The following is a 16,300-nucleotide window of genomic DNA, read 5'->3' on the forward strand; positions in this document are numbered from 1 at the left end:
CGGCCCCCCAGTCGCCATTGTCGTCACACTAGCTAATCTGCGCAAAGGAGAGCGCAATGCGAGAAGTCATGACAAAGAGCATGGCTCGCAACATATTCTATGGCGGGTCACTGTTCTTCATCCTCATCTTCCTGGCCCTGTCGGCCCACTCGCACTGGTACATCGTCAACTCCGAGAATTCGGCGAAGCTCGATGACAGTGTGGTGCGGGGCAAGCACGTCTGGGAAAAACATGCCTGCATCAACTGCCACACGATCCTGGGCGAGGGCGCCTACTATGCGCCTGAAGTCGGGAACGTGATGACCCGCTGGGGTGTGCTGGACGACCCGGAATCGGCCTTTGAAGCGCTCAAGGGCTGGATGGAGGCGCAGCCGACCGGCATTCCCGGTCGCCGGCAGATGCCCAATTTCAACCTCAGCGACGAAGAGATCCGCGACCTGACCAACTTCCTGATCTGGACGGACAACATCGACGCGCAGGGCTGGCCGCCCAACGAGGCAGGCTGAGAAAGGGAACGGAGCAATGAAATACGAATCCCAAAAAATCGCCTACGCCTACTTCGCAGTAGCGATGGCCCTGTTCGCGGTACAGGTGATCGGCGGCCTTCTGGCCGGTTTCATCTATGTATTCCCGAACTTCCTGAGCGAGCTTCTGCCGTTCAACATCGTGCGGATGCTGCACACCAACTCGCTGATCGTCTGGCTGCTGCTGGGCTTCTTCGGTGCGGCCTACTTCCTGATCCCGGAAGAGACCGAGCGCGAGATCCACTCACCCACGCTGGCCTATTTGCAGTTGATCATTCTTGTGGTCGGCACGCTGGGTGTGGTCGTGACCTATGTCTTCAACCTGTTCGAAGGCAACTGGCTGCTGGGCAAAGAGGGGCGCGAGTTCCTTGAGCAGCCCAAATGGGTCAAGGCGGGCATCGTCGTGGCCGCGCTGATGTTCCTTTACAACGTGTCGCTGACCGTTCTGAAGGGCAAGAAGTCGGCAATTTCGAGCATCCTTGTGCTGGGCCTCTGGGGTCTGGCGCTACTGTTCCTGTTTGCCTTCTACAACCCCGGCAACCTGTCGCTCGACAAGCAATACTGGTGGTATGTCGTCCACCTTTGGGTCGAAGGCGTGTGGGAGCTGATCATGGCCTCGATCCTGGCCTATCTGATGCTGAAACTGACCGGCGTTGACCGTGAGATCGTCGAAAAATGGCTCTATGTCATCGTTGCCGCCGCGCTGTTCTCGGGCATCCTTGGCACCGGCCACCACTACTACTGGATCGGTACGCCCGGTTACTGGCAGTGGATCGGTTCGATCTTCTCGAGCCTCGAAGTGATACCGTTCTTCGCGATGATGGCCTTTGCCTTCGTCATGGTCTGGAAAGGTCGCCGGGACCATCCCAACAAGGCCGCACTGCTGTGGTCGCTGGGTTGTGCAACGCTTGCCTTCTTCGGTGCCGGTGTCTGGGGCTTCCTGCACACGCTGCACGGGGTGAACTATTACACCCACGGCACGCAGATCACCGCCGCGCATGGTCACCTGGCCTTCTATGGTGCCTATGTCTGCCTCAACCTGGCGATCTTCAGCTATGCGATGCCGATCCTGAAAAACCGTGATCCGTACAATCAGGTGCTGAACATGGCCTCGTTCTGGCTGATGACCAGCGGCATGGTCTTCATGACCTTCGTGCTGACCTTCGGCGGAACCGTGCAGACCCATATGCAACGTGTGGTTGGCGAGTACTTCATGGACGTACAGGACCAGATTGCGATCTTCTACTGGATGCGTCTCGGCTCTGGTGTGGTCGTGGTGCTTGGTGCGCTGTTGTTCATCTACTCGATCTGGGTGCCCCGGAAAGAGGTGATTGAACCCGGTGCCTCTGAAACCCCTGCGGAGTGATGGATATGGACGGCTCCATGAAACTGAATGAGGGGGCGGCGAACGCCCCCTTCTACCTCGCCCAAGGCGATGAATGCGATGTGTTCTGCGCCGCTTACAACAACGACCTGCCGGTTCTTCTGAAAGGCCCGACAGGCTGCGGCAAGACCCGCTTTGTGGCCCATATGGCCGCCCGTCTTGGCCGCCCGTTATATACCGTGGCCTGCCACGACGATCTGGCCGCTGCCGACCTGATCGGCCGCTACCTTCTGAAGGGCGGCGAAACCGTCTGGGTCGATGGCCCCCTGACCCGCGCGGTGCGCGAAGGCGCGATCTGCTACCTCGACGAAGTGGTCGAGGCCCGTAAAGACGTCACCGTTGTGTTGCACCCGCTGACCGATGACCGGCGCATCCTGCCGATCGATCGCACCGGCGAAGAACTTGAGGCCGCACCCGGCTTCATGCTGGTCGCCTCATACAACCCCGGCTACCAGAATATCCTGAAAACCCTGAAACCCTCGACCCGGCAGCGGTTCATCTCGCTGGAATTCGACTTTCCGTCGCCCGAAATGGAGGCGCAGGTCGTCGCACAGGAAAGCGGCCTGCCGCTGGAGCGCTGCAAACCGCTGGTCCGACTGGCCGGTAAGCTGCGCGGGCTCAAGGGTCAGGATCTTGAGGAAGGCGTTTCCACCCGTCTGGTTGTCTATGCCGCGACGCTGATCGCACAGGGCATGTCCACCGACCGCGCCATCCTTGCCGCGATGATCGAACCTCTGACCGATGATGAGGATATCAAACGCGGGCTCCTCGATCTTGTCACGGCTGTCTTTGGGTGAGGCCGGCCGATGGTCAGGATCGATTTCGAGCCATGGGAACCCGAAGAAACGATCGGGAAACTGTGGCACACCCTTGCCAGCCGTCTCGATGCACCCGAGGTGCATGTTGGAGCCGCGGTCGACCTTTCTGAGGTCGCGGGGCGGCTGGCTGTCCTCTTTCGAGGGCTTGGGGGTAGTTCGGGCGTAGAATTGCGCCCGGTCTCACCCGAGGTTTCGCGCCACCGTCTGGGATGGCGCCGCCGTCTGGCAACCGAGGTCGAGCTGATGCCGCGTGCCTCGTTCGATGGCGAAGTTCTGCGCCTGCCCGACCGGCTGGCGGTGTTTCCCGCGCGTGAAGCCAACGGCGCGCTCTATGTCTGGCTGGCCGCCGCCGCCGCCCATGCCGGAACCCGTATCGACGAAGACGACCCGTTGCGCGCCGACCTGCATGCGCTTGTCGCCGCCCGGCAGATGGTCGAGGCGGCATTGCACAACGCCCCCGGCCTGCGCCCGCTTTATACCGAGCTGTGCAAGGGCGTCCTGTATCAACGCGACATTTCCGGGTTGCCACCCGTCGAGGCAGCGGTTGAAGAACTGATCCGCGACATGCTGGGCGACCCCGCGCCTTTGTCACCAAAGGCCGAGCAGCTTCTGGCGCTGGGTGATGACGTGACCGCCCCGCGCGGCTATCAGCATTTCCGCCCCGTCCCGCTGTGGCCCGAGCTGCGCCCGGTCGGGTTCTCCGAACATAACGAGGTGGAAAACCCCGACACCGAAGGTCCGCCCGAGGAATCCGGCGAGAAAACCCACCGCGCCCGCCGCCGCAAATCCGATCAGGCCAACCGCAGCGACAGTTTCATTCTGCACAAGTTCGAAGCGATCCTTAGCTGGGCCGAATTCCTGAACATCAACCGGCGCATCGACGATGACGATCCCGACAACGCCAAAAAGGCCGCCGACGATCAGGAAGAGATCGGGTTGGGCCAGATCTCCAAGGCGCCACCGACCAAGCTGAAACTGCATCTGGACCTGGCACCCGAGGACGTGAACCGCGAACGCCTGTCGGGTCGGGTTCTCTATCCCGAATGGGATGTGCGCACCGGGCAGTACCTGCCGGATCATGTCAACGTGCTGACCTCGGATGCCGAGATCCGCGAAGATGCCGCTGAGTTCGGCAAGGACCCCGCCACCGCCCGCCGCATCCGCGCCGTCAAACGCCAGTTCGAGGCGCTGCGCCCGGGCCGCGTGATGACGCGCGGCCATCTGGATGGCGACCAGCTGGATATCGAGGCTGCCGTCCGGGCGCAGGTGGACCGCTGCGCCAATGGCGAGGGCACCGAACGCATCTGGATGCAATCCCGCCCCGAGGCCCGCGATCTGGCGGTGTCGATCCTGCTGGACGTCAGCCGCTCGACCGAAAGCGCCGTCACCGGCCGCGCAGTGATCGACATCGAACGCGAGGCGCTGGCCGCACTCGCCTGGGGCCTGAACGCCTGTGGCGACGATTTCGCCATCCACGCCTTCAGCTCGCTGAAACGCCAACGCGTCTATGTCCAACGCTGCAAACGCTTCGATGAGCCGATGGGCGGCTTGGTCGAACAACGTATCGCCTCGCTGCGCCCCGGCCACTATACCCGCCTTGGTGCTGCGATCCGCCATTGCTCCGCCGATCTGGCCGGTCAGACGCGCAAACGCCGTTTGCTGCTGATCATCACCGACGGCAAACCCAACGATCTGGACCATTACGAGGGCCGTCACGGCATCGAAGACACCTGTATGGCCATTCGCGAGGCCCGCCGCGCCGGACAATCGGTGTTCGGCGTCACCATCGACAAAACCGGCAAAAGCTGGTTCCCGCGCATGTTCGGTCAGGGCGGTTTCGCCGTCATCCCAGACCCGCACCGCCTGACCATGGCGCTGCCGCAGATCTACCGCCAACTGGTCGGCGCATGAGCGATGCCTCTCTGATCGACGAGCTTCCGGGCGAGTTGCTGATGTGGGTGTTGATCATCTCGGAACTGCTGGTGTTCGGCGCTGGTCTGATCGCCTTCATGGGCGTGCGCCTGACCGATCCGGTAGGTTTTGCCGAGGCGCAATCGCACCTCTACCGCACCGGGGCGGCGCTCAATACGGCGGTGCTGGTGACATCGGGCTATCTGGCCGCGCAGGCGTTGCACTGGCGGCGGATCGCGCGCCGGGGTGCGGCCCGTCTGGCGCTGATCGCCGCCGCCGCGCTGGGCGTTGTGTTCCTGATCATCAAAGGCGCGGAATACGCAGGCAAGGCCGCGCAAGGGATCACCTACGAGACGCACCCGTTCTTCCTGTTCTACTATCTGCTGACCGGCTTCCACGCCGCCCATGTGCTGGCCGGGGTCGGTATCCTGCTGCTGGTCGCCTGGCGTGACGATCCCCGCAACATCGAGGCGGGCGCGCAGTTCTGGCACATGGTCGATCTGGTCTGGATCATGCTGTTCCCCGTGATCTACCTGCTGGGATGAACACGATGCCAGTCACTTCATCTTTTTCCAAATACTCCTGCCGGAGGCTCCCGAACGCACTCACCCGCGCCTGGGTCACCCTTCTGGTGCTGAGCGTGGCCTCCGCGCTGTTGACCGTGCTACCAATACCGCCCGAGCTTCTGGGCGGCGGTATCCTGATCCTCGCCTTGGCAAAATGCCGGGTCATTCTCGCCCGCTATCTGGATCTGGCCGCCAGCCCCGCCTGGCTGCGGGGATTCACGATGGTGATGACCGGCTTTGCCCTCCTCATCTTTGCCCTCTACCTGATCTGACAAAAAAGCCGCCTCCGAAGAGGCGGCGAGGTCTCACGCTAGGGGCGCTTTTGATTACTGGGCTGCCAACGGTTGCCGCGCGATCTGACAACGTTGCCAGAGGGCGGACAGCGCGCCGACCAGATGATCGATATCCTCATCCGTATGCACCGGAGACGGCGTGATCCGCAGCCGCTCGGTCCCTTTTGGCACGGTGGGATAGTTGATCGGCTGAATGTAGATACCGAACTCTTCCAGCAGCGTGTCCGAGATGAACTTGCACTTCACCGGATCGCCGACCATCACCGGGATGATGTGGCTGGGGTTGGGGATATGGGGAATGCCTTCCGCATCCAGACGGGCGCGCACCTGTGCCACGCGGGCCTTTTGCAGGTCGCGCTCGGCATTCGACTGTTTCAGGTGCCGGATCGACGCCGCAGCCCCGGCAGCGATTGACGGCGGCAAGGCGGTGGTAAAGATGAACCCGCTGGCAAAGCTGCGCACGAAATCACACAGCGCTGCCGAGGCCGCGATATAGCCCCCAACCACGCCGAACGCTTTACCAAGTGTCCCTTCGATCACGGTCAGGCGATCCATCAGACCTTCGCGTTCGGCGATGCCGCCGCCGCGCGGGCCGTAAAGGCCAACCGCGTGGACCTCATCCAGGTAGGTCATCGCACCGTATTTGTCGGCCAGATCGCAAATCTCTTTGATCGGCGCGATGTCACCGTCCATCGAATATACCGATTCAAAGGCGATCATCTTGGGCGCATCGGGATCGGCGGCGGCCAGTTTCGCCTCAAGGTCTTCCAGATCGTTGTGTTTCCAGATCACTTTCTGGGCCCGGGAATGCCGGATGCCTTCGATCATCGAGGCATGGTTCAGCGCGTCGGAGAATACGATCAGTCCGGGGATTTTTGCGGCGAGAGTGCCGAGGGCCGCCCAATTCGAAACATATCCGGAAGTAAAGAGAAGCGCGGCTTCCTTTCCGTGCAGATCGGCCAGTTCGGCCTCAAGCAGCACATGGTCGTGAGTGGTGCCCGATATGTTCCGCGTGCCCCCGGCCCCCGCGCCGCAGCGGTCCAATGCGTCATGCATCGCACCGATCACAGATGGGTGCTGACCCATGCCGAGATAGTCGTTTGAACACCAGATCCGCACGTCCCGCTGCACGGAACCATCGGTTTGGCGGGCATTGGGGAAGGATCCGCAGCGGCGTTGCAAGTCAATGAAAACGCGATAGTTTCCCTCACCTCGCAGGGCTTCAAGGCTCTGATCAAAAAAACGCTCGTAGTCCATGTTGCGGGCTCCCCGGATTACTGGCTTCGGGCTGAGGATAGGGCAGGGTCACGCCCCACAACATGACAATTGTCAAGTTGACGTCGTATTATAAGGGTAGTGCAGCGGCGCTGCGTCTGGCATAGCTAGAGGCCGGGATGGACGGACGTCGTTAGACATCGGCGGCAAAGACAAAGGGGTGTTTTCATGTCTCATGAGGCACAAAAAGCAATTGCACGCCAGTCGCTGCTGCTGCGCAGTTTGCCGGATCAGCATGTCGAAACGCTGCTGAGCCACGCGATCTGGCGTCAGTATGATCGCGGCGAGACGATCTTCCTGCAGGAAGAGAAAGCACAGGCCGTTCACGTGGTTCTGGAAGGTTGGGTCAAACTGTTCCGCATGACACCAACCGGGGCCGAGGCCGTGGTGAGCGTCTTTACCCGGGGCGACAGCTTTGGCGAGGCCGTGGCGCTGCGCAATGTGGCGTATCCGGTCTCGGCCGAGGCGGTGTCGGCCTGCGATGTCATGCATATCCCCAGCCCGGTCCTGATCTCGCTGATGAAGGAAGACCCGGAAATCGGGATCTCGATCCTGGCTGCGACCTTTACCCACCTGCATTCGCTGGTGGCGCAGCTGGAACAGCTCAAGGCGCAGACCGGTGCGCAGCGCGTGGCCGAGTTTTTGCTGAACCTTTGTGACAGCGATACGGGTGGCTGCGAAGTATCGCTGCCATACGACAAGATGCTGATCGCCGGTCGTCTGGGGATGAAGCCCGAAAGCCTGAGCCGGGCGTTTTCGCGACTCAAGGCGGTGGGGGTAAAGATCAACCGCAATCACGCTGAAATATCGGATATCGCGTTGCTGCGGGATTATGCCGAAAGCGATCCGGCGGAAAACTGGGGGCGGTAACCCGGCATTGCTGCCGGGTTCACTTGTTCAGACTGTCGCGCCCTTGCGGCGAATGGCGGTGCCAAGACTGCCGGCGCAGACGCCAACGATGATTGCGATCAACAGCGGCACCGTTCCAATGTGGGAAAATTGCCACCCGGCAAAGAGCAGTGGCGCGATCAGGCCGACCAGACCGCCCAACAGGGCGCCCAGCCACAACTGACGCGTCATCATGCCCAGTGCCAGACCAAGAATGCCGGGCAGGCCCAGCACGTTGCCGCCGATGGTTCCAAGTATCTCTAACATCTCTGTCCCCGCTTTAATCCGAGCTTTTGTTCAGGAACGCACGGATGTCGTCGCCTGATGCGGCTGCGTGTTTCTGCAGAACCTCACCATCCACCGCGTCCGAGATCTTCTGGTACTCTTCCAGATATCCGGGCGGCAGGCTGTGCGCGATGCCCTGATGGCAGTCAATACAGGTCATGCCGGTATCAAGGGCGCGCTGGTGTTCGCTGGCGGCGCGGGTTTCCTGAAGGGTGAAGTCCATATAATCGAAATTGTGACAGTTGCGGCATTCGCGGCTGTCGGATTCCTTCATCTTCTTCCACACGGCGGACGCCATCGCCAGACGGTGATCTTCATACTTCTCGGGTGTGCTGATGGTGCCTGCCAGCTCGTGATAGACATCCTTCACGGCCATGATCTTGGCCTTGATCTTGTGGTTCCATTCATCCGGGACGTGGCAATCGGAACAGATGGCCCGCACGCCTGAATCGTTGTTGTAGTGAACCGTTTCTCGATACTCGCCCAGATTGGTTTCCATCGTATGACAGGATACGCAGAATTCTTCCGTGTTGGTCAGCTCCAGCGCCCAGTGGAAACCACCCCAGAACAGGATGCCTGCCAGAAACCCGGCCAATAGGGTGAAACCGACGCTGAGGACGGCGATCGGGCTCCAGAACCAGGTCCAGAGGCGTCGGATGAGCCCTTGTTTTTCTTGGGAGTCGTCGGACATGTCGCGCTCTCCTTTTCGACCTGAGTTCAGTTACCGGAGGAAGGTTCAAAAGTGTTGTCGACCAGCGGCAAAGCATCCGCTTGCGGTACGTGACACTGATTGCAGAAATACCGGGTGCCCGCGATCTGATCCAGCTCGCGGCCTTCGCGGTCTAGATAGTGGGTCATTGACAGCGTCGGTGCGTTGCGCTCGCCCGCTTTGGTCCAGTCATGGCAGGACAGGCACTGGTTGGTGCGCAGGTCGATCTGATATTGCTCGATCGAGTGCGGGATCAGCGGCGGTTGCTGGCGATAGTTGCGCTGCAGGCGGCCTTCGACATTCCGGTGAGCCTGATCCAGAACGACGGGTTCATCGACATCGGCTCCGCGCAGAGTGGTGACCCCGGTAGATTGTGCAAGGGCCAGGCCACCGAGGAGCAGCGGCGGGATCAGGGCAAGGCCCACAAGGATCGGCTTTTTCATCTTCTCACTCCTTCAAAAAGGTCTCGAGGCGCGCGGCTGGGGCGCGGCGGTTGGTTCCGGTGGCGCGACGGTCAGGGCGTCGAACCGATGGGTGAATTTGAAAACGTCTTCGGCGCAGACATCGATGCAGCGCCCGCAATTGGTGCAGTCAGGCGACAGGATCAGCGGTGTGTCATTGCCTTTGCCTTTCAGGGCTGGCGAGATCACGTGGTTTTCCGGGCAGACCGCGTAACAGTCCATGCAATCGTCGCAGGCGGCGCGGTTGGCGGCGCTGACCCGCAGTATCGCTTTTTGCCCTACCAGCCCATAGAACGCGCCCACGGGGCAAACATGGCCGCACCATCCGTGGCGCGAGACAAACAGGTCGAACAGGAAAATCGCGGCGACCATCGCCCAGACGAAACCCATGCCAAAGATCAGCCCGCGGTGTAGCATGGTGATCGGATTGATCAGCTCCCATGCGATGGCTCCGGTCATGCCGGACACGATCAGAACGGTTGCCATGATCCACAACCGTGTGCCGCGTTTGGGTTGCCAGCCCTTTTGCAGGCCCAGCTTGCGGTGCAACCAATGCGCGCCGTCGGTGACCGGGTTGATCGGGCAGACCCAGGAACAATAGACGCGGCCTCCGACCAGCGCGTAGGCCACCAGAACGATGACGGCACCGATGGCGGCGGTCAGCTCGGGCCAGTGTCCGGCAATCAGGCTTTGCAGAAAGACAAACGGGTCGGTCAGGGGCAGCACGCCCAGTGTCAGTGATCCGGCCAGAGTGCCCTGCACGATCCAGATCCCGAACCACGGGCCCAGCAGGAACAGCACCAGAAAGAGCAGCTGACTCGCCCGGCGCAGCAGCAGGTATTTATGGGCACCCAGCCAGCCTTTGGCGGCGATGGCTTCCTGCCCCAGTGGCATATGTGTGCGGGAGGTCATTGGGTGACCTCCGGCAGATTGAACGTGGGTTCAAAGCCGCCCGGTGCGACGAGGTTATCGGTGCCCGGTCCCGGCAGGCGGTCGGGCAGGTCGATGATGCCTTCGACGACGGGTGCGCCTTTGGCTTCTTTTTCTTCCCAGCCCTTGCGGTAGTGATCGGCACTGCTGCCACGGGCCAGCCGGGCGGGCAGAACCTTGATCGCAGCTTCGGGCAGAACGCAGCTTTTCTCGCAGACACCGCAACCGGTGCAGCGATCGGCATGAACAGTCGGGATGAAGATCGCGTGACTGCCTGAACGGGCGTTGTGCTCGGTTTCCAGCGTGATCGCCTCGTCGATGACGGGGCAGACGCGATAGCAGACATCGCAACGCAGGCCGAGGAAGTTCAGGCAGTTTTCCTGATCGACCAGAACGGCCACGCCCATCTTGGCATCGTCGATATTGTCCAGCCCGGGGTCCAGCGCTCCGGTGGGGCAGGCCGCGACGCAGGGGATGTCGTCACACATCTCGCAGGGAATATCACGGGCGGTAAAGTACGGCGTGCCGGTGGCCACCGCATCGACCCCCAGTTCGGCCAGTTTCAGTGTGTCATAGGGACAGTCCCGAACGCACAAGCCACAGCGGATACAGGCGGACAGGAAGTCTTTTTCCGGCAAGGCACCGGGGGGGCGCAACGCCTCGGCCGGCAATGCCCGTGCGTCCCGTGCCAGCCAGGCCAACAGGGACCCGGCTGCCACGCAGCCGCCCGCTGCGCGCGCCGAGTCCTGCAGGAACCGGCGCCGCTGCGGAGAGAGGGGAGAGCCAACACGAGACATGGGTCTTACCTTTGCCTTGCCTGCCCTTTACGCGCGCTCGACCTTACAGGCGCATTTCTTGAAGTCGGTCTCTTTCGACAGCGGGCAGGTCGCGTCCAGCGTCAGCTTGTTGGTCAGCTGGCCTTCGTCGAACCACGGCATGAAGACTAGACCGCGCGGTACCTTGTTGCGGCCCCGGGTTTCGACCCGGCTGGTGACCTCACCACGGCGGGTGGACAGCACGATCTCCTGTCCGCGCCGCAGACCACGGTCGCGCGCGTCCTCGGGGTGCATATAGACCACGGCGGCGGGATAGGCGCGGTGCAGTTCCGGCACCCGACGGGTCATCGAACCCGAATGCCAGTGTTCCAGCACACGACCGGTGCACAGCCACAGATCATATTCCGCATCCGGTTCCTCGGGGGCGGGTTCGTATGGGGCAAAGATGATGCTCGCCTTGCCATCTTTCTTGCCGTAGAACTTCACACCCGCGCCTTCGGGCACGTAAGGATCATAGCCTTCGCGGAAACGATAGAGTGTTTCCTTGCCGTCCACGACCGGCCAGCGCAGACCGCGGGCCTGGTGGTAGGTTTCGAATGGTGCCAGATCGTGCGCGTGGCCGCGACCGAAATTGGCATATTCTTCGAACAGGCCTTTCTGGACGTAGAAGCCGAAATGCTCGGATTCGTCGTTGTCGAACCCTTCGGCGGTCTCAGACAGCGGGAACTGGTCGACCGAGCCGTTTGCGAACAGCACCTCGTACATGGTCTTGCCGCGATGTTCCGGCATTGTGGCCAGTAGTTCCTCGCCCCAGACCTCTTCGACGGTGAAGCGTTTCGAGAACTCCATGACCTGCCAGAGGTCCGACTTCGCCTCGCCCGGGGCTTTGACCTGCTGGCGCCAGAATTGCGTGCGGCGCTCGGCGTTGCCATAGGCGCCTTCCTTCTCGACCCACATGGCGGTGGGCAGGATCAGGTCGGCAGACAAGGCCGTCACGGTCGGATAAGGATCGGACACGGCGATGAAGTTTTCCGGGTTGCGATAGCCGGGATAGCCTTCTTCGTTGATGTTCGGTGCAGCCTGCATGTTGTTGGTGCACTGCACCCAATAGGCATTCAGGTCGCCATCCTTCAGCTTGCGGTGCTGCAATACGGCGTGGAAGCCGGGTTTGGGTGGGATGGTGCCCGCGGGGATGTTCCACGCAGTTTCGCAAATCTCGCGGTGCTTGTCGTTTGCCACGACCATATCGGCGGGCAGGCGGTGGGCGAAGGTGCCGACCTCACGTGCCGTGCCACAGGCCGAAGGCTGACCGGTGAGCGAGAAGGGCGAGTTGCCGGGTTCGGAAATCTTGCCCACCAGCAGGTGCACGTTGTACATCAGCGAGTTCACCCACGATCCGCGGGTGTGCTGGTTGAAGCCCATGGTCCAAAGGCTCATTACTTTGCGGTTTGGATCGGCATATTGCTGGGCCAGACGCTCAAGCTGCGCGGCGGGGACGCCGGACAGTTCGGATGTGTATTCCAGCGTGTATTCCGAAACAGCTTCGGCATATTCCTCGAAGCTGATCGGGTCCATCTTGCCGACATTGGGATTTTCGGCTTCTTGCTGCAGCGGGTGATTGTCGCGCAGGCCATAACCGATATCGGTGGCGGTCTTGGTGATGTTGACGTGGTTCTTGACGAATTCTTCGTTCACTGCGCCATTCTGGATGATGTAATTGGCGATATAGTTCAGGATCGCCAGATCGGTTTGCGGCGCAAAGATCATGCCATTGTCGGCCAGCTCGAATGAGCGGTGCTCATACGTAGACAGCACATGCACCTCGGCACCCGGTTTGGTCAGGCGTGTGTCGGTCAGGCGAGACCACAGGATCGGGTGCATTTCGGCCATGTTCGAGCCCCAGAGCACGAACGTATCGGCGTGTTCGAAATCGTCATAGCAGCCCATCGGCTCGTCAATGCCAAATGTCCGCATAAAGCCGACCACCGCCGAGGCCATGCAGTGGCGCGCGTTGGGGTCGATGTTGTTGGACCGGAAGCCCGCCTTCATCATCTTGGCGGCGGCATAGCCTTCCCAGACGGTCCACTGGCCGGAACCGAACATACCAACGCTGGTCGGGCCTTTCTTGGCCAGCGCCTCTTTCCATTTGGCGGCCATTACATCGAAGGCTTCGTCCCAGCTGACGGGCTCGAACTCGCCGTTCTTGTCGTATTCGCCGTTGGTCTTGCGCAGCATCGGCGTGGTCAGACGGTCCTTGCCGTACATGATCTTGGACAGGAAATAGCCCTTGATGCAGTTCAGGCCCCGGTTCACCGGCGCGTCCGGGTCGCCCTGGGTGGCCACGACGCGCCCGTCTTTGGTGCCGACCAAGACCGAACAGCCGGTGCCGCAGAACCGGCAGGCGGCCTTGTCCCAGCGGATGTCCGGGTTTCCGACCTGGGCGCTGGCTTGCCCGGTTGCAAGCGGCAGACCTGCTGCCGAGGCCGTCGCAGCGGCGGCGGTTGATTTCAAAAAGGTCCGGCGGGATTCAGAGATGGTCATGATATGGGTCTCCGGCTTTAGGTCTGGCGAGAAGCGTTAAGGTGCGGACGGGTCTCCGCGAGGTCTTCGAAATGGTGATAGGTCAGGGACAGAGAGATCACGCCCGGGATCTGATGCAGATCCATGATCGTCTCGGACGCCAGTTTTTCCGGCGTATCCTCGACCACAACAACAAGGCGGCCATCCTCGGCCGCCGCGTGGATTTCGGCCCCGTTCGTCGCGGCAATCGCTGCTTTGGCGCTTTGCGTGGTTTCGGGTGTCACATGGATGAGGCAACCACAGATGTTCATAAGGCAACCTCCTGAGTTGGCGGGGTGTGGCGTTCAAAGCTGACGGAACCGGCGGGGCAGGCGCTGGCGCATGCGCCGCAGCCGGTGCAGCTGTCGGTATCAAGTACGGGTTCTGCGCGGCCGCCGGTTTGCAGGCGGAAGCGGATTGCGCGGTGGTCGCAGACATCCTGGCATATGCGGCAACTGACGCCGTTCATCGACAGGCAGGACGCTGACACCGCGGCGCGCCATGGCCAGTCTGCCACATGTTCGGGGTTCAGAGCCCCGGTCGGGCAGGCGTTGGCGCAATCGCCGCAGAACGTGCAGGGTCCCGCATCCAGCTTGACCACGGGCCAGCCTTGCGCGTCAAAACGGATGATGTCCTCGGGGCAGGCTTCCTGGCATTCATCGCATTGGGTGCAGAGGTCGTAGAATTCCGCATCCTCCGCCCCGGGAGGGCGGATGGCAGATTTGTCCATGCGCAACTTGCCGCGCAGGAATGCGCGTCGGCTGGCTAGCTTGTTCATTCGCTCGCGACCCTTGAGTTTTTGGCAGGGGTTGGCCTGCCTGACTCGGGTGTTAGCCTAGCACGGCGCGCAAGAAATTGACCTATGTCATTTCTGAAATGTTTATTATTTGGGCGCTATTAGAATAATATGAGTGAGGAATGCGCTATTCCGGCGTATTTGATGCCTCACCTCGGTTTGCGCGCTGCGCCTACACGCCTGATGCTCAGGCGCGTTTTTCCCCGATCGTGGCGATGCCCAGCACAGAAAGAACTTTGGCTTCGATCTGTTTGGCGTTCATGCCGGCCACCGCGTACATGTCCGCCGGGCTGGCCTGATCGATGAAGATATCGGGCAAAACCATCGAGCGGTACTTAAGCCCCGCATCAAACACGCCCTCATCCGCCAGCAACTGAGCTACATGGCTGCCAAAGCCGCCGATGGCGCCTTCTTCGATGGTGATCAGCGCCTCGTGGTTCGTGGCCAGATCAAGGATCAGATCCCGGTCCAGCGGCTTGGCAAAACGGGCATCGGCAATGGTCGGAGTGATGCCGCGCGCGGCCAGCGCCTCGGCCGCCTTTTGCACTTCGGCCAGTCGCGTGCCGAAGGACAGCAGCGCCACGCGGGCACCCTTCTGGATCAGTCGGCCTTTGCCGATCGTCAGCACTTCGCCCCGTTCCGGCAGGTCAACACCCACCCCTTCACCGCGCGGATAGCGGAAGGCGATCGGGCCGTCATCATGGGCCGCAGCGGTGGCGACCATATGCATCAGCTCGGCCTCATCGGCGGCGGCCATCACCACCATACCGGGTAGATTGGCCAGATAGGCGATATCGAACGAGCCCGCATGGGTCGCGCCATCGGCCCCCACCAGCCCCGCGCGGTCAATGGCGAAACGCACCGGCAGGCGCTGAATGGCCACGTCATGCACCACCTGATCATAGCCGCGCTGAAGGAAGGTGGAATACATGGCGCAGAACGGCTTCATCCCGCCCGCCGCCAGCGCTGCGGCAAAAGTCACCCCATGCTGTTCCGCAATCGCCACGTCGAAACAGCGCGAGGGGTAGCGCTCTGCAAACAGGTTCAGACCGGTGCCATCGGGCATCGCCGCAGTGACGGCCACGATCTTATCGTCGCGCGCGGCTTCCTCGACCAGGGTCTTGCCGAAGACCGAGGTATAGGAGGGCGCATTGGAGGGCGCCTTTTTCTGCTCGCCTGTCACAACGTCGAACTTGGCGGTGGCATGACCCTTGTCGCGGGCCTGCTCGGCGGGGGCATAGCCCTTGCCTTTTTTGGTCAGCACATGGATCAGGATTGGCCCCGTGGCCCGCGCCCTGACGGTGCGCAGAACCGGCAGCAGCTGGTCCATATCGTGACCATCAATCGGGCCGATATAGGAAAAGCCCAGTTCCTCGAACAGTGTTCCACCCACCGCCATGCCTTTCAGCATCTCCTTGGCCCGCTTGGCCCCTTCGCGGAAGGGTTCCGGCAACAGCGAGACCGCGCCCTTGGCAGCGGCTTTCAGATCGTGGAACGGTTCTTCGGCATAGATGCGCGACAGGTAAGACGACAGCGCACCCACTGGCGGGGCAATACTCATCTCGTTGTCGTTCAGGATCACGATAAGGCGTTTTTTCAGGTGGCCCGCGTTGTTCATCGCCTCGAACGCCATGCCGGCGGACATCGAGCCATCGCCGATCACCGCAATCGCGTCGCCCAGACCCTCAGACGTCACGCCGCCCAGATCGCGCGCTACGGCAAACCCCAGCGCGGCGCTGATCGACGTACTGGAATGGGCGGCGCCAAACGGATCATAGGGGCTTTCGCTGCGCTTGGTGAAGCCGCTCAGGCCGTCTTTCTGGCGCAGGGTGCGGATACGGTCGCGGCGCTCGGTCAGGATTTTATGTGGATAGCACTGATGGCCTACATCCCAGATGATCTTGTCCCGTGGTGTGTCGAATACCGCGTGCAACGCCGTGGTCAGTTCGACCACGCCCAGACCCGCGCCCAGATGACCACCAGTGACCGACACGGCAGAGATCGTCTCGGCCCGCAACTCTGCCGCCACCTGATGCAGCTGCGCGTCCGAGAACTGCTTCAGGTCCGCGGGGCGGTTCACAAGGTCCAGCAGGGGCGTATTGGGGCGGTCAGACATTTGGCGCGT

17 protein-coding genes are annotated in these 16,300 nt (G+C 61.6%); 7 read left to right on the forward strand and 10 right to left on the reverse strand.

The genetic code is table 11. The annotated features are described in order from the left end of the window. Positions 1-56: 56 nt before the first annotated feature. Genes ACR0K9_RS08890 through ACR0K9_RS08915 form a run of 6 tightly spaced genes read left to right on the forward strand, consistent with a single transcriptional unit; the run spans position 57 to position 5,475 of the window. Positions 57-506, forward strand: a complete 450-nt coding sequence (locus ACR0K9_RS08890; protein ID WP_170398152.1) for a c-type cytochrome — start codon at positions 57-59, stop codon at positions 504-506. Positions 507-522: 16 nt separating this feature from the next. Then, complete coding sequence (locus ACR0K9_RS08895; RefSeq protein ID WP_480822420.1) at positions 523-1,890, forward strand: cbb3-type cytochrome c oxidase subunit I; 1,368 nt, start codon at positions 523-525, stop codon at positions 1,888-1,890. Between the two features lie 5 nt (positions 1,891-1,895). Next, a complete protein-coding gene (locus ACR0K9_RS08900) occupies positions 1,896-2,705 on the forward strand; it encodes an AAA family ATPase (RefSeq protein WP_480533697.1) in 810 nt (269 codons plus the stop codon). A gap of 9 nt (positions 2,706-2,714) precedes the next feature. Further along, positions 2,715-4,637 carry a nitric oxide reductase activation protein NorD gene (locus tag ACR0K9_RS08905; RefSeq protein ID WP_480822422.1) on the forward strand — a complete coding sequence of 641 codons (1,923 nt, stop codon included), beginning with the start codon at positions 2,715-2,717 and terminating at the stop codon, positions 4,635-4,637. After that, positions 4,634-5,182 carry a cytochrome c oxidase subunit 3 gene (locus ACR0K9_RS08910; RefSeq protein WP_480822424.1) on the forward strand — a complete coding sequence of 183 codons (549 nt, stop codon included), beginning with the start codon at positions 4,634-4,636 and terminating at the stop codon, positions 5,180-5,182. Before ACR0K9_RS08905 ends, ACR0K9_RS08910 begins: the two co-directional genes overlap by 4 nt. Positions 5,183-5,187: 5 nt before the next feature. Next, positions 5,188-5,475 carry a cytochrome C oxidase subunit IV family protein gene (locus ACR0K9_RS08915; RefSeq protein WP_480822426.1) on the forward strand — a complete coding sequence of 96 codons (288 nt, stop codon included), beginning with the start codon at positions 5,188-5,190 and terminating at the stop codon, positions 5,473-5,475. 54 nt (positions 5,476-5,529) lie between these two features. On the opposite strand, the gene hemA is transcribed toward ACR0K9_RS08915, so the two are convergent. After that, positions 5,530-6,753, reverse strand: coding sequence for a 5-aminolevulinate synthase (gene hemA, locus ACR0K9_RS08920; RefSeq protein WP_480822428.1), 1,224 nt, complete (start codon positions 6,751-6,753; stop codon positions 5,530-5,532). A gap of 186 nt (positions 6,754-6,939) precedes the next feature. On the opposite strand from hemA, the gene ACR0K9_RS08925 reads away from it, so the two are divergent. Then, positions 6,940-7,641: a Crp/Fnr family transcriptional regulator gene (locus ACR0K9_RS08925; RefSeq protein ID WP_480533687.1), complete on the forward strand. Its 702-nt coding sequence runs from the start codon at positions 6,940-6,942 to the stop codon at positions 7,639-7,641. A 27-nt stretch (positions 7,642-7,668) separates the two neighbouring features. Here the strand turns inward: ACR0K9_RS08925 and ACR0K9_RS08930 are convergent, their stop codons facing one another. The 9 genes from ACR0K9_RS08930 to dxs form a co-directional block, all read right to left on the reverse strand. Beyond that, entirely contained in the window at positions 7,669-7,926 is a 258-nt protein-coding gene (locus ACR0K9_RS08930) for a hypothetical protein (protein ID WP_480533685.1), read from the reverse strand. 13 nt (positions 7,927-7,939) lie between these two features. Beyond that, entirely contained in the window at positions 7,940-8,635 is a 696-nt protein-coding gene (locus ACR0K9_RS08935; protein ID WP_480533683.1) for a NapC/NirT family cytochrome c, read from the reverse strand. A gap of 26 nt (positions 8,636-8,661) precedes the next feature. After that, positions 8,662-9,096, reverse strand: coding sequence for a nitrate reductase cytochrome c-type subunit (locus ACR0K9_RS08940; protein WP_480822430.1), 435 nt, complete (start codon positions 9,094-9,096; stop codon positions 8,662-8,664). Positions 9,097-9,108: 12 nt separating this feature from the next. Next, positions 9,109-10,026, reverse strand: a complete 918-nt coding sequence (napH, locus tag ACR0K9_RS08945) for a quinol dehydrogenase ferredoxin subunit NapH (protein ID WP_480822431.1) — start codon at positions 10,024-10,026, stop codon at positions 9,109-9,111. Next, positions 10,023-10,841, reverse strand: a complete 819-nt coding sequence (gene napG / locus ACR0K9_RS08950; protein ID WP_480533677.1) for a ferredoxin-type protein NapG — start codon at positions 10,839-10,841, stop codon at positions 10,023-10,025. Before napG ends, napH begins: the two co-directional genes overlap by 4 nt. Before the next feature lie 27 nt (positions 10,842-10,868). Continuing rightward, positions 10,869-13,361: a nitrate reductase catalytic subunit NapA gene (napA, locus tag ACR0K9_RS08955; RefSeq protein WP_480822432.1), complete on the reverse strand. Its 2,493-nt coding sequence runs from the start codon at positions 13,359-13,361 to the stop codon at positions 10,869-10,871. Positions 13,362-13,378: 17 nt separating this feature from the next. Further along, positions 13,379-13,651, reverse strand: a complete 273-nt coding sequence (locus ACR0K9_RS08960; RefSeq protein ID WP_480822433.1) for a chaperone NapD — start codon at positions 13,649-13,651, stop codon at positions 13,379-13,381. Then, positions 13,648-14,157 (reverse strand): ferredoxin-type protein NapF, encoded by a 510-nt coding sequence (napF, locus tag ACR0K9_RS08965; protein WP_480822434.1) that lies wholly within the window; start codon positions 14,155-14,157, stop codon positions 13,648-13,650. Before napF ends, ACR0K9_RS08960 begins: the two co-directional genes overlap by 4 nt. 205 nt (positions 14,158-14,362) lie before the next feature. Beyond that, complete coding sequence (gene dxs / locus ACR0K9_RS08970; RefSeq protein ID WP_480822435.1) at positions 14,363-16,291, reverse strand: 1-deoxy-D-xylulose-5-phosphate synthase; 1,929 nt, start codon at positions 16,289-16,291, stop codon at positions 14,363-14,365. Positions 16,292-16,300: the final 9 nt, after the last annotated feature.

This window comes from Ruegeria sp. L12 (assembly GCF_056531745.1).